This is a genomic window from Dyella sp., from assembly GCF_036568765.1.
Lineage (GTDB): Bacteria > Pseudomonadota > Gammaproteobacteria > Xanthomonadales > Rhodanobacteraceae > GSA-30.
The window spans coordinates 1-12,680 of the sequence record NZ_DATCRY010000050.1 but is presented as its reverse complement, the minus strand read 5'-3'; the positions used below and the strand labels follow the sequence as shown (position 1 = coordinate 12,680).

The 12,680-nt window shown below is 61.3% G+C and carries 13 protein-coding genes and 1 riboswitch; of the genes, 7 read left to right on the top strand and 6 right to left on the bottom strand.

The features are described 5' to 3' along the window. The coding region (locus VIM98_RS04160) for an AAA family ATPase (RefSeq protein WP_331991834.1) at positions 1-621 on the bottom strand (621 nt) is incomplete at its 3' end. Positions 622-797: 176 nt separating this feature from the next. Between VIM98_RS04160 and hrcA the strand changes: the two genes are divergently transcribed. The 6 genes from hrcA (at position 798) to VIM98_RS04130 (ending at position 8,115) form a co-directional block, all read left to right on the top strand. After that, complete coding sequence (hrcA, locus tag VIM98_RS04155; protein WP_331991833.1) at positions 798-1,859, top strand: heat-inducible transcriptional repressor HrcA; 1,062 nt, start codon at positions 798-800, stop codon at positions 1,857-1,859. 90 nt (positions 1,860-1,949) lie between these two features. Continuing rightward, positions 1,950-2,480 carry a nucleotide exchange factor GrpE gene (gene grpE, locus VIM98_RS04150; protein ID WP_331991832.1) on the top strand — a complete coding sequence of 177 codons (531 nt, stop codon included), beginning with the start codon at positions 1,950-1,952 and terminating at the stop codon, positions 2,478-2,480. Between the two features lie 162 nt (positions 2,481-2,642). Beyond that, positions 2,643-4,568: a molecular chaperone DnaK gene (gene dnaK / locus VIM98_RS04145; RefSeq protein ID WP_331991831.1), complete on the top strand. Its 1,926-nt coding sequence runs from the start codon at positions 2,643-2,645 to the stop codon at positions 4,566-4,568. Between the two features lie 136 nt (positions 4,569-4,704). Beyond that, positions 4,705-5,835 (top strand): molecular chaperone DnaJ, encoded by a 1,131-nt coding sequence (dnaJ, locus tag VIM98_RS04140; protein ID WP_331991830.1) that lies wholly within the window; start codon positions 4,705-4,707, stop codon positions 5,833-5,835. A gap of 195 nt (positions 5,836-6,030) precedes the next feature. Further along, positions 6,031-6,819 carry a 4-hydroxy-tetrahydrodipicolinate reductase gene (dapB, locus tag VIM98_RS04135; protein ID WP_331991829.1) on the top strand — a complete coding sequence of 263 codons (789 nt, stop codon included), beginning with the start codon at positions 6,031-6,033 and terminating at the stop codon, positions 6,817-6,819. Positions 6,820-6,868: 49 nt separating this feature from the next. Further along, a riboswitch (yybP-ykoY riboswitch) is annotated at positions 6,869-7,020 on the top strand. 87 nt (positions 7,021-7,107) lie between these two features. Further along, positions 7,108-8,115 (top strand): sodium:calcium antiporter, encoded by a 1,008-nt coding sequence (locus VIM98_RS04130; RefSeq protein WP_331991828.1) that lies wholly within the window; start codon positions 7,108-7,110, stop codon positions 8,113-8,115. Between the two features lie 5 nt (positions 8,116-8,120). Here VIM98_RS04130 and VIM98_RS04125 read toward each other — a convergent pair whose 3' ends face one another. The 5 genes from VIM98_RS04125 to VIM98_RS04105 form a co-directional block, all read right to left on the bottom strand. Next, entirely contained in the window at positions 8,121-8,873 is a 753-nt protein-coding gene (locus VIM98_RS04125; protein ID WP_331991827.1) for a tetratricopeptide repeat protein, read from the bottom strand. 104 nt (positions 8,874-8,977) lie between these two features. Continuing rightward, positions 8,978-9,340, bottom strand: a complete 363-nt coding sequence (locus tag VIM98_RS04120) for a hypothetical protein (protein WP_331991826.1) — start codon at positions 9,338-9,340, stop codon at positions 8,978-8,980. Continuing rightward, complete coding sequence (locus VIM98_RS04115; protein ID WP_331991825.1) at positions 9,337-10,773, bottom strand: radical SAM protein; 1,437 nt, start codon at positions 10,771-10,773, stop codon at positions 9,337-9,339. Before VIM98_RS04115 ends, VIM98_RS04120 begins: the two co-directional genes overlap by 4 nt. Next, complete coding sequence (locus VIM98_RS04110) at positions 10,758-11,510, bottom strand: prolipoprotein diacylglyceryl transferase (protein WP_331991824.1); 753 nt, start codon at positions 11,508-11,510, stop codon at positions 10,758-10,760. The genes VIM98_RS04115 and VIM98_RS04110 overlap by 16 nt, the downstream gene beginning before the upstream one ends. Positions 11,511-11,534: 24 nt before the next feature. Further along, a complete protein-coding gene (locus tag VIM98_RS04105; protein ID WP_331991823.1) occupies positions 11,535-12,230 on the bottom strand; it encodes a 2OG-Fe(II) oxygenase in 696 nt (231 codons plus the stop codon). A 207-nt stretch (positions 12,231-12,437) separates the two neighbouring features. Here VIM98_RS04105 and VIM98_RS04100 point away from each other — a divergent pair. Further along, positions 12,438-12,680 (top strand): carbamoyl-phosphate synthase domain-containing protein (locus VIM98_RS04100; RefSeq protein WP_331991822.1); only part of this gene is annotated, 243 nt, incomplete at its 3' end.

Sequence of the window (12,680 nt, the reverse complement as noted above, 5' to 3'; positions counted from 1 at the left end):
GACGAGCCGATCGGCCGGTAGAGCCCATTTTTCCAATTCGCCCAGTTCGTGACGCAGCAATTCGATGCGCTGATCGCGGTCATCGCCGCCACTCAGGGATTGGATGCGCGCCTGTACCGCGCGCCACTGTTGGGTGGCTTCGCGGACCTGGGCCAGCAACGCTTCATGGCCGGCATAGGCATCGAGCAGGGACAACTGATGGGCGCGGGACAGTAAGGCCTGATGCTCATGCTGGCCATGGATTTCCACCAGCAGCGAAGCCAGCTCGCCGAGCTGGGTGGCATTGGCCGGGCGGCCATTGATCCACGCTCGCGAACTGCCCTCGGCGCGAATGACCCGGCGCAACTGGCAGGCGCCGTCTTCGTCCAGCTCTTCGCGAGCGAGCCAGTCGCGGGCCTCGGGCAGGTCGGCCAGGTCGAACTCGGCGGCTAGTTCGGCGCGGTCGCTGCCGGTTCGTACCATGCCGCTGTCGGCACGGCTGCCGGCCAGCAGCATCAGGGCGTCGACCAACAGCGACTTGCCGGCGCCGGTCTCGCCGCTGACAACGGTCAGCCCCGGCCCGAAAGCGATCTCGGCTTCTTCGACGACGGCGAAATGGCGGACGTAGAGGGAGGTGAGCATGGATGGCGCAGTTTTGAAGTTGGGGGATTGTAAAGGTGGGCCGACTTTTTTGGGGATCGGGGCCGCGAAATGGCGTCGGGATTGACTCCTTGCCACCCCGTCTCCCGTCCCCTTTCTTGCATTCTTCCCGCGCACACCTTATTTCTTTGCTGTCTCACGGATTGCCACAGCCGCGCATGCCTCTATCCTTTGGCCATGAACTCGATCCCCGTGCCCGCAGGTTGCTGCGCACGCTGATTTCGCAGTATCTGAGCGACGGCGAACCGGTCGGCTCGCGCACCCTTTCACGTTCCTCAGGGCTGGACGTCAGCCCGGCGACTATCCGTAACATCATGGCGGATCTGGAAGAAGCCGGGTTAGTAGCTTCGCCGCATACATCCGCCGGCCGCGTGCCGACCCCTCGCGGGTTGCGGCTGTTCGTCGACAGCTTGATCGAACTGCAACCGCTGCCGTTCGAGGAGATGGCGCGGTTGCGCCGCGAATTGCCGCCAGGGCCGACGACGACACGCGATCTCCTGGGCAATGTTTCGGTGCTGCTCTCGGCCATGACGCATTTCGCCGGAGTGGTTTCTGTGCCGCGCCAGGCCGATTTCCCGCTGCGCCATATCGATTTCGTGCCACTGCCGGAGAAACAGGTGCTGGTTATCCTGGTGTTTTCCGATAACCAGGTACAGAACCGCATTGTTCGGTTGGACAAGCAGTTGGATGCCCGCGAGTTGGAGCAGGCGGCCAATTACCTCAATACGCATTTCGCCGGCTTGCGCGTGGACGATATCCGCACGCATTTGTTACGCGAGCTGAAGGAAGCCGGTAGCGAGCTGAATCGCCTGCTGGCGAGCACGGTGGAACTGGCCGCCGCCTCATTCGCCCCCCATAGCGAGGGCGACGATGTGCTGGTCAGCGGCCAGACCAACCTGATGTCGTATGCCGAGCTGGGCAATCTGGAGCGGTTACGCGAGCTGTTCGAGGCGTTCCAGAAGAAAAACGAGCTGCTACAGCTGATGGAAGTGTGCGCCCGAGCGCCGGGCGTGCGATTGTTTATCGGCGAAGAGTCGGGCTTTACCGCGCTGGATGGCTGCAGCGTGGTGACCGCCAGCTATGGGGCGCAAGGACGGGTATTGGGGGCGGTCGGGGTGATCGGTCCTACCCGCATGGCGTACGATCGGGTCATACCTGTGGTACAAGCCACGGCCGGATTGCTGAGCGACGCCTTGAATCGCGCGGCAACGGCCTCATAACGCCGTTCGGGAGGCGGGAATTACCCCGCATTAAGTTTACTGGTCGGTATGCAAATACATGCCGGCCCTGGATGACGCTTGGAGTTTTTCATGCAGAACAACGATTCGCAGGCACCGGAAAATCCGGCAGCCAACGCGGCGGAAGAGGCGATGCAGGCCGATCTCGACGCGCTCAGGCAGCGTATCGCTGAATTGGAAGCAGGTAATGCGGAATTGCGCGACAGCGTACTGCGCGAGCGCGCGGATCTGGAAAACCAGCGCCGCCGTCTTCAGCGCGATCTGGAGCAGGCGCGCCGCTTCGCCAACGAGAAGCTGCTTAATGAGTTGTTGCCGATCTACGACGGACTCGAGCGCGGCATGACGGTGGAAGTCAGCGACGTCGCCACGATGCGCGAAGGCATCAACCTGACGCTGAAAGAGTTGCTGCGCATTGCGCAGAACAACGGCTTGGTGCAGGTCGACCCGCTCGGTCAGCCGCTGGATCCGGAACGTCACCACGCAGTGAGCATGGTCGAGGCACCGGGGCAGGCACCGGGTACCGTGGTGACCGTGCTGCAAAAGGGCTATGTGCTCAACGATCGTCTGTTGCGTCCGGCGCTGGTCGCCGTGGCCAAGGATTAAAGAGCACAACGGCGCGGTCGCACAGCTGAATCGGCGGTGACGGCGGCGACGAACAAAGGGCTACAAGGTCTTGACGGCGTTGAATCATCGAGCCTGAGCCCCACTTAGAAACCAGTCGCGGCCGCGGGGGCCGCTTTAAAGAATTTTTTGGAGTCAGAGCATATGGGCAAGATCATCGGTATCGATCTGGGCACGACCAACTCCTGCGTATCCGTGATGGATGGCAGCACCACCAAGGTTATCGAGAACGCCGAGGGCGATCGCACCACGCCGTCGATCGTTGCGTTTACCAAAGATAACGAAGTTCTGGTGGGTGCGCCGGCCAAGCGCCAAGGCGTGACCAATCCGAAGAACACCTTCTATGCGGTCAAGCGCCTCATCGGCCGCAAGTTCACCGATGCCGAGGTGCAGAAGGATCTCGACATCGTGCCGTACGGCATCGTTGCGCACGATAACGGCGACGCCTGGGTGCAGACTGCCGACGGCAAGAAGATGGCGCCGCAGGAGATCTCCGCGAAGGTGCTGATGAAGATGAAGAAGACCGCCGAAGATTATCTCGGCGAGACGGTGACCGAAGCGGTCATCACCGTGCCGGCTTACTTCAACGACAGCCAGCGCCAGGCGACCAAGGATGCCGGTCGCATTGCCGGTCTGGACGTCAAGCGCATCATCAACGAGCCGACGGCGGCTGCGCTGGCCTATGGCCTGGACAAGAAGGGCGGTGACCGCAAGATCGCGGTGTACGACCTTGGCGGCGGCACCTTCGACGTGTCGATCATCGAGATCGCCGAAGTCGACGGCGAGAAGCAGTTCGAAGTACTGGCCACCAATGGCGATACGTTCCTGGGCGGCGAAGACTTCGACAAGCGCGTCATCGATTATCTCGTCGAGGAATTCCAGAAAGACCAGGGCATCGATCTGCGCAAGGATCCGCTGGCGCTGCAGCGCCTGAAGGATGCTGCCGAGCGCGCCAAGATCGAGCTGTCCTCCTCGCATCAGACCGAAGTGAATCTGCCGTACGTGACGGCCGATGCCTCAGGTCCGAAGCATCTGAACATCAAGCTGACCCGCGCCAAGCTTGAAGCGCTGGTGGAAGATCTGGTCAAGCGCACGATCGAGCCGTGCCGCACCGCGTTGAATGACGCTGGCTTGCGCGTGTCCGATATCGACGAGGTGATCCTCGTCGGTGGTCAGACCCGTATGCCCAAGGTGCAGGAGTCGGTGAAGGATTTCTTCGGCAAGGAGCCGCGCAAGGATGTCAACCCGGACGAAGCCGTCGCTGTGGGCGCGGCCATTCAGGGCGGCGTGCTCGGCGGTTCGGTCAAGGACGTATTGCTGCTGGACGTCACCCCGCTGTCGCTGGGTATCGAGACGATGGGCGGCGTGATGACCAAGCTGATCGAGAAGAACACCACGGTGCCGACCAAGGCCTCGCAGATTTTCTCCACCGCCGACGACAACCAGACTGCGGTCACCGTGCACGTGCTGCAAGGTGAGCGTGAGCGTGCGAGCGCGAACAAGTCGCTGGGCAAGTTCGACCTCTCCGGCATCGATGCGGCGCCGCGCGGCATGCCGCAGATCGAAGTGACCTTCGACATCGACGCCAATGGCATCCTGCACGTGTCGGCCAAGGACAAGAAGACCGGCAAGGAACAGAAGATCGAGATCAAGGCCGGTTCGGGTCTGTCCGAGGATGAAATCCAGCGCATGGTTGCCGATGCGGAGGCCAACAAGGAGGAAGACCGCAAGTTCCATGAGCTCGTCGGTGCGCGCAACAAGGCCGATCAGCTGGTCCACGCTACGCGCAGTGCGATCAAGGAGCATGGCGGCAAGATCCCGGCCGATCAGCTCAGCACGATCGAAGGTGCCGTGTCCGACCTGGAGAAGGTCAAGGACGGCGACGACAAGGCAGCTATCGAGTCGAAGATCGAAAAGCTCGAGCAGGCAGCGCAGTCGTTGTATGCCGCTGCCCAGAGTGCTGGCGGTCAGCAGCCTGACGCAGCTCACCAGCAAGGCCCCCACGGTTCGGCCCAGCCGGACGACGTTGTTGATGCCGAGTTCACCGAGGTCAAGGACGACAAGAAGTAAATGATATGGACCGGTCAGAGCGACTGGTCCGTTGCAGCCCGCGCCGGGATCTTTTTCCTGGCGCGGGCTAGGTATTAAAAGGGGCAGTGCGGTTGCGCGAGTCATGGTCGGAGCGCGTGCCGAAACGGATACACGAATGAGCAAGCGTGATTACTACGAAGTTCTCGGCGTCGAGCGGACGGTTACCGAAGCTGAGCTGAAGAAGTCATTTCGTCGCCTCGCGATGAAATACCATCCGGATCGCTGCCCGGACGATCCGCATGCGCAGGAGAAATTCAAAGAGGCCAAGGAAGCCTATGAAGTACTCGCCGATGCGCAGAAGCGCCAGATGTATGACCAGTACGGTCACGCGGCCTTCGAGGGCGGCATGGGTGGCGGTCGCGGAGCCGGTGGCTTCGGCGATATGGGCGATATCTTCGGGGATATCTTCGGCGATATTTTCGGGATGGGCGGTGGCGGCCGTGGGCGTTCGCGCCGCGGCTCGGATCTGCGCTACATCATGGAGCTCGACCTCGAAGAAGCCGTTTTCGGTATCGAGAAAAAGATCGAGGTTCCGACCCAGGTCAATTGTCACCACTGCAACGGCAGTGGTTCGGAAGACGGTAAAGTTGCGCAATGCAAGACCTGCCAAGGTCATGGTCGCGTGCGCATGCAGAACGGCATTTTTTCGATCCAGCAGGCATGCCCGCATTGCGGCGGTAGCGGCCAGGCAATCGAGAAGCCTTGCAAGCAATGCCGTGGCGAAGGGCGGCTGGAAGAGACGCGCACGCTATCGGTGCGCATCCCGGCAGGCGTCGACAATGGCGACCGCATTCGCTTGACCGGTCAAGGCGAAGCCGGTCCGGCAGGTGGCGAGGCGGGCGATCTGTACGTCGAAATGCGCGTACGCGAGCACGAGATTTTTCAGCGTGACGGCAATGACTTGCATTGCGAGCTGCCGATTCGTTTCGCGCAGGCGGCACTCGGCGCCGAGTTGCAGGTGCCTACGCTCGATGGCGAAGTACCGATCAGCGTTCCGCCGGAAACACAAACGGGTCAGCAATTCCGCTTGCGCGGGCGTGGTGTGAAGTCAGTGCGCAGCGGGCGCGCTGGGGACCTGATTTGCCGCGTCGTCGTGGAGACGCCGGTGCGTTTGACCAAGGAGCAGCGCGACTTGCTCGAGCAGCTTGAAGCGACTTTCAGCAACGGCGATGCCTACAAGCATATGCCGCGCGAAAAGTCGTGGATGGATGGGGTCAAGCAGTTCTGGTCGCGGGTGACTTCGTAGGATTCTAAGAGCTCCCCTCACCCCAATCCTCTCTCCCGGCAAGCCAGGGGAGAGGGAGCAGGCTGCGCAAGTGCGAAGCATTGAGGCTTACCTCAGTCAGGCTCCCTCTCCCCTGGCTTGCCGGGGGAGAGGGTTGGGGTGAGGGGGGCTCTTGCTCTAGCATTTCCGCTTTAGCTTTGCCCTTGGAGCAACACCATGTCCGCACCCATCCGCCTGATCGTCAATGGCGCCACCGGCCGCATGGGTCAAGCGTTGCTCGGTTTGATTCGCGACGATACGCGCTTCGATCTGCGTGCAGCGATCGCGTCGACACGCCATGCCGGGCGATCGGTATTCGCCACCGGCGACGCACTCGCCTATAGCGATACCTTGCCCGTCGACAAGATCGCCGATGTCGTCATCGATTTCAGCGGTCCGGCCGGCCTCGCTTCCGCACTCGACTATTGCGAGCGACACAGTGTTGCCCTGGTCACCGGCACGACCGGCATCGACAGCGCTTTGCAGGCACGTCTCGACGCTACGTCGATTGCGTTGCTGCACGCGGCGAATTTCAGCCTCGGTATCGCAGTGCTCACCCGCGTCTTGCGCCAGGCTTCCTCCGCATTGCGCGACTGGGATCTGGAAATTGTCGAGGCCCATCACAACCGCAAGGAAGACGCGCCCTCCGGCACGGCATTGGCACTGGGTCATGCCGCTGCCGCCGCTCGCAACACAACATTGGAGCAGTCGGCCGTTTATGTGCGCGAAGGTCGCCCGGGGCCGCGTAAGACCGGCACCATCGGTTTTTCCGTCATTCGCGGTGGCGATATCGTGGGCGAGCATAACGCCATGCTGATCGGGCAGGGCGAGCGCGTAGAACTGTCTCATCGAGCGACCGACCGTGTCATTTTCGCCCGTGGCGCCATCGAAGCCGCGCGCTGGCTGGTCGGCAAGGCGCCCGGACATTACGACCTCGACGCCATGCTGGCCGAACGCGGCGGGTGAAAAGGACCGCGTAAGCTTGCCGACGGCGCTGGGCGCCGCTAACATGACGCCGTTCGTCATTGGGGAGTAGCCATCCTCGCTCCCGATGCGCCGTGCGGCGCGTCATCGAAGAGGAATTCGCGTCAACAGACTTGAAGCACAGCTTCATGGCGCGGATGGTTCGCATTCTCGGCTCCTGAGAGTGCGGTGCCCGGCGAGACCTTTGGCCACGACTTGGCTCACCTTTGCCGGGCGAGCGCGAGTCGGTGTGCCATAGGTATTCGCGCTCGCCCGGCCAAGGAAGTTTTCATGTTGACCGCCTTGCTGTTCCTGCTTTCGGCCGGTGCGATCTATCTTGCCTGCGAGTATTTCGTCAACGGCGTCGAGTGGTTCGGGCAAAAACTCAACCTGGGGGCGACGGCCACCGGCACCGTGTTGGCTGCCTTCGGTACCGCCCTGCCTGAAAGCGCGGTGACTTTTGTGGCCGTGGTGTTCGGGCGCACACCGGAGCAGAGGGATATCGGTGTTGGCGCGGCTCTTGGCGGCCCGCTGGTGTTGGCCACGATCGCCTATGCGGTTGTCGGTCTCGCGTTATGGGGCAATCGCCACCGCTTGCAGCGCACCGATAACCTGGTGCGGGTCAATCACCCGCGGCTTGCCCGCGATCAGTTCTGGTTCCTGACGATCTTCGTGGTCAAGTGCGGACTCGGCCTGGTAGCTTTCGCGATCAAGCCCTGGCTTGGCGTACTGTTTCTCGCAGCCTATGGCTTGTATGTCTGGCGCGAACTGAAGCACGACGATGTCGTGCCCGAAGATGAAGATCCGCTGGAGCCATTGAAGCTGCAACCGCGCGCGGCCAATCCCGCCATTGCGATGATTGCACTGCAGACGGCGCTTGCGTTGGCGGTGATAGCCATCGCCTCACATACATTCGTCAAGCAGATCGAGGCCATCGGCGAGGCGTTCCAGTTATCGCCGCATCTGGTTGCGCTTGTGCTGAGCCCAGTGGCAACTGAGCTGCCCGAAACGATCAATGCGCTGATCTGGGTACGGCAAGGCAAGGAGCGGCTGGCCTTGGCCAATATTTCAGGGGCCATGATGATCCAGGCGACGATCCCCAGTTCGCTGGCTTTGTTCGCCACGCCTTGGCTGTTCGACGCTCCGCTGATGGTGGCCGGTGTGTTGACCGGCATCGCGGTCATCTTTTTGTGGTGGCTGTTCCGCCGCGGCAAGGTCGACGGACGCTTGCTGATGCCGGTGGGATTGCTCTATGGCGTGTTTGCCGGATACGTGATCTGGCATTTCGCCAGCGCGTGAAGTTCTCAGGCGTCGCCAAGTTCCGCGAGCGCGAGCTTGGCCGCCTTCAGCCAGCCCTGTTCTTTTTGGCGATAGTATCGAGGCATCAGCTTTGCGCGGTTTAGCTGGTTTTGCAGTACCTCGCGCGCTTCCGCGTGACGCTGTGTGTCCTTGAGCAAGCTGGCGTAGCGGTAGCGGCCTTCTTCACCGGGGTAACTGTCGGCCAGCACGCGGTATTCCTGCAGCGCCTTTTCCTTGTCGCCGAGCTGTTCGAGGCAACGGGCGTAGAGCAGGTGCCCGTCGCTGGATTTGTAGTTCGGATTGGCCTGGATGAGTTGTTCCAGCGTTTGTCGAGCATCGGCGAAATCGCCGTTGCCTGCCTGTGCCTGTGCCAGGCCAAGCATGAAGTCCGGCTCGGTGGCGTACATGCCTGCGAGCAGACTGCGATAGAGTTCCTGTGCGTTCTGGAAATCGCCCAATTGCAGGCTTTCTTCAGCGAGACGGCGACGGTTTTCGACCGTGTTGGCAAGTTCCAGCTTGCGCTGCAGCTCGCGTCGGCGCCGCTGCGGATCGATGGTTTGCACCAGTTTGCTCGCCGCCTTGCGGCCGCGCGGATCGTGGCGAAGGTCCGGAATGACCGCGACGACCACGTAGACGATGACGGCCAGATAAGACCCGATCAACAGCAGCCAGATCCAGTAAAGGGGGCGGCCGCTGCGCACCACATGGACGGCGCAGGCGATCTGCAGCGCCAACGACAACAGAAAAATGACAGGCATGTTTTCCCTCTGGCCTGAACTCTTGCGACGGTTGACATCCGTCGCCCCTTTGCCAAGTTTACGAGGTTGCTGGCGGAAAATCCCGCGCTGCTGTCCGGGCGCCGCTACAGGCCGCCAAATCCGCCATTGACCATCACCAACCCAAAGCAGGCGGCAACCAGCAGCACCAGCACACCGAAGACGGAGGCCAAGCCTAATAACATGCCTTTGCCCGTGCGCCGCTTTCCCGCGCGCATGAGTACCAAGCCGACGATCGCCACGGCCAGTGGCGGGACAAACCAGCCATAGAGGAGCGCAGGCATGACATTCGCAACGCCTGCCAGCGCCAGGACGCCTACGATCATGACGCCCCAAGCCAATACGATGCCAAGTACGATCGAACCCTGTCCACTCGGTACTGGCGGGTCAATGCCGGGTTGATTGGTAGCAGGTGGGCGATAGGGATTGGACGGGCGTTCGTCGCTCATGGCGTGCTCGCTTCGATGGCGCGTGTCTGCTCGATCTCGCGACGCAGTGCGGCGAGTTTGTCGGCTTTGTCGTCGCGGTAGAACAAGTTGAAGGTGTCGAAGGGAATCATACGGCCATCGGGCTGGGCGATATGCACACAGGATTTCTTCACGGCGCGCAGGTCGAAGCTGTACGCGTCGATAAACTGCATGATCAACACACGGAAGACGTTGCGATAGGAGAGATCCGTCGGCGCTTGGACTTGCGGCAGGCAGCACAGCAAGTCCGATAGCGAGCAAGCTTGCGATTCGGGTGAATGGTTGGTGGCGAACAGCTCGAACACATGGGCGCGCAATTCTTCGTCGCGTTCCACTACGATGGTATTGCGTCCTTTGGCGACCAGGGTTTTCGGCGAAACGAACCGCGTCAGCGGCAAGACCTGGTCCGCTAGTTTCAACGCATAAGCCATCCCGAGGCAGTCGGGATTGCAGGGCACGGGAATCAAGTCGTCCGGTTGAAACAGCGGGCTTTGTTCAAGGATGCGCCTGCGCACTTCACTCAAGGTGAGCCGGTCGCGCTCCGCATCGTAGCCTTCCAGGCGTCCAGCGGCCTGGATTGGCTGGAAAGTCACACCGCGCACGCAAGGTTGGGTCAAGGCGAAATCGACGATCTCGCCCAGTTCATGATCGTTGAGCCCTTTTTTGACTGTCACCACCAGGGTGGTGGAGATGTCGTACTTGTTGAGGTGCTCCAGGGCTTTCAAGCGAACGTCGCGCAGCTTGGCGCCGCGCAAATCCTTGTGCACCTCGTCGCGCAACGAATCGAATTGCAGATACAGCTCGAATCCAGGCTGATAGCCGGCCAGGCGCTCGGCAAACGCCGGTTCGCGCGCGATGCGCAAACCGTTGGTATTGACCATCAGATGTCGGATCGGGCGTTGCCGTGCGGCATCGAGAATGGCGAAGAAATCCGGATGCAGAGTCGGCTCGCCACCGGAAATTTGTACGACGTCCGGTTCGCCTTCATTGGCGACTACGGCATTGAGCATGCGCTCGATGGTGGCCAGATCGCGAAAGCCTGGGCGATGCGGCCCGCTTTCGGCGTAACAGATCGGACAGCGCAGATTGCAGTGATCGGTGATTTCGACCAGGGTCAGGCACGAGTGCTGCATGTGTTCCGGGCACAGGCCGCAATCGTAGGGACACCCGTAGTACTGAGCGGTATTGAATTGTCGCGGCATTTCCGGCGACTTGATGTAGATCTCGCGGCACTGGCGGTAATACGCCGCGTCGTCGGCAATCAATACACGTTCGCGCCCATGATGAGGGCACCACTTTTCCAGATAGACGCGCTCGTCCTTGATCAGGATCTTCGCTTCGACGCGGCGCAGGCAGGTGGTACAGATGGATACTGCGCTGTCGTAGAAAAGGTACGGCCTTACCTTGGCTCCCATGTGCTGCTTCGTCCCCTAAGCATGGCTCGCATGATGCGCGGTATATCGCGATGGTAGTAGAGCAAGCCGGCGGTGCACAGTAGCTGCAGGCCGGAGAGATGGCCTGGATAGGCATAGAACACCGGCTTGATAAATTCCACTAGTAGGCGAAAGGCTAGGTAGCCGATCATGAAAGCGCGAAAGCGGTCGCCGGGCTCATCGAAAGCCTCGCGCCGCGCATGAATCCAAGCGTATTGCGCGAGCAGGAAGGCTATCTCGTAAAGTTGCGTCGGGTGGCGCGCGATTCCGTCGCCGAAATCGACGCCCCAGGGCAACGAGGTGGCGATGCCGTAGGTATGGTCATCGAGCCCTGCCAGATAGCACCCAACGCGGCCGATACACATGCCGACGGTCAGCGGTAACACGAAGGCATCGCCGGTCGATTGCTTTACGCCGGCGATTTTCTTGCTCAGTTCTACCCCCAGCAATCCGCCAAGCAGGGCACCGACGATGGATTTGCCTTCAAGTAGCCGGCGCCAGTCCGGAAAGTCGCGAAAAGCCGTCAGTGGATCGTCGATCCAGTAGGAGAGCTTCGCCCCCAGCGCCGCACCGACGATAGCGCCGACCGCCACCCAGGCTACCTCGTCGTTATTGCCGAACGAAGCCGGTGCCAGTCGCTTGCGGGTCCACAAGAACGTGCGAAAGCCGACTGCATAGGCCAGCATTTCGCAAAGGGTATGGACGACGACCGGACTCACGGTGAGCCCGGTCGCACAGGCGCGTCAATCGCGGTGGGCCGCATTGCGGTCGCGGTCGGCACCGAGCTTGCGATCGAGTGAGCCGAACATTTTCTTGAACACGCGAGCGAATTTACCGCGCTTGGTCTTGCGCAGCTTTTCCTCTTCGCTGGTGAGCCAGGCGACCTGGATCACCCGGCGCTCGCCTTCGAAGGGCAGATGGCCGTGGAAGGAATTGTCGCAGCGCTTGAATACGGCGAATTCGCCGTACAGCGGCGTGAGCTCTGGCGCGAGCACGTCGTCGATATCGTCGATCTTGGCCAGGAAGCGGAGGCATCCTTCGCTGGTATCGGGCCACTGCGTATTGAGATAGAGCAGGGCGGTAGCCACCTTGGACTTGCTATCGGTATGGATGGTGCCATGACGCTTGTTGAGCGAGCGGCACAGGGTCACCAGGGTCGGATATTGACCGAGGTTATCGATGCCCAGCCGGCGGCCGACGGCGCTGGCGAACTCCGGCGTGGTCAGGTTTTGTACGAGGGTATTGACCGTAGGGCCGCAATCGCTGGGGTCATAGGGAAAGAAGCCAGCGCTGGCGTAGCGCGGAAAGTCGCGCTCGATCTCGTTGCGTGCTTCATCTGGCAACTGGCCGTGGGCGATCATGAACGGAAACGGTTCCAGCCGAATATCCGTGTCCGGTCGGTCGAGACGGGCAGGATCCAGCAATACGGCGGCGTTCATGGCGGTCAATCTCCTTGGGGACGCGGTAGTGTAGCTCTGACGGTCGTTTTGCAAGGTGTCATACGCCAACGCATTCATGCTTCATCTGGTGGACACAAAGGGCGCGTAGGCCTATCATTTGGACCCGCCCAAGACTTCTCTGACCCAAGGTCCACAAGCCAGCTTGATTGCGGCTTGCGGGCTTTGCTGCACCTAAAGGCGGCCTCCATGCCCATTCCCGCTCTGCTTGCCCTCGAAGACGGCAGCTTGTTCCACGGCTACGCCGTGGGCGCCACTGGCCATACCGTTGGCGAAGTGGTTTTCAACACGGCGATGACCGGCTATCAGGAGATCCTCACCGATCCCTCCTATGCCCGCCAGATCGTCACCCTCACGTATCCGCACATTGGCAACACCGGCTGCAACGAGGTGGACGCCGAATCGAATCGCGTGCACACCGCCGGCCTGATC

Coding starts and splice junctions, on each gene's coding strand:
- VIM98_RS04130 (WP_331991828.1), top strand. CDS start 7,108: ATGTTGACCGCCTTGCTGTTCCTGCTTTCGGCCGGTGCGATCTATCTT.
- VIM98_RS04115 (WP_331991825.1), bottom strand. CDS start 10,773: ATGGGAGCCAAGGTAAGGCCGTACCTTTTCTACGACAGCGCAGTATCC.
- dapB (WP_331991829.1), top strand. CDS start 6,031: ATGTCCGCACCCATCCGCCTGATCGTCAATGGCGCCACCGGCCGCATG.
- hrcA (WP_331991833.1), top strand. CDS start 798: ATGCCTCTATCCTTTGGCCATGAACTCGATCCCCGTGCCCGCAGGTTG.
- dnaJ (WP_331991830.1), top strand. CDS start 4,705: ATGAGCAAGCGTGATTACTACGAAGTTCTCGGCGTCGAGCGGACGGTT.
- VIM98_RS04120 (WP_331991826.1), bottom strand. CDS start 9,340: ATGAGCGACGAACGCCCGTCCAATCCCTATCGCCCACCTGCTACCAAT.
- VIM98_RS04125 (WP_331991827.1), bottom strand. CDS start 8,873: ATGCCTGTCATTTTTCTGTTGTCGTTGGCGCTGCAGATCGCCTGCGCC.
- grpE (WP_331991832.1), top strand. CDS start 1,950: ATGCAGAACAACGATTCGCAGGCACCGGAAAATCCGGCAGCCAACGCG.
- dnaK (WP_331991831.1), top strand. CDS start 2,643: ATGGGCAAGATCATCGGTATCGATCTGGGCACGACCAACTCCTGCGTA.
- VIM98_RS04105 (WP_331991823.1), bottom strand. CDS start 12,230: ATGAACGCCGCCGTATTGCTGGATCCTGCCCGTCTCGACCGACCGGAC.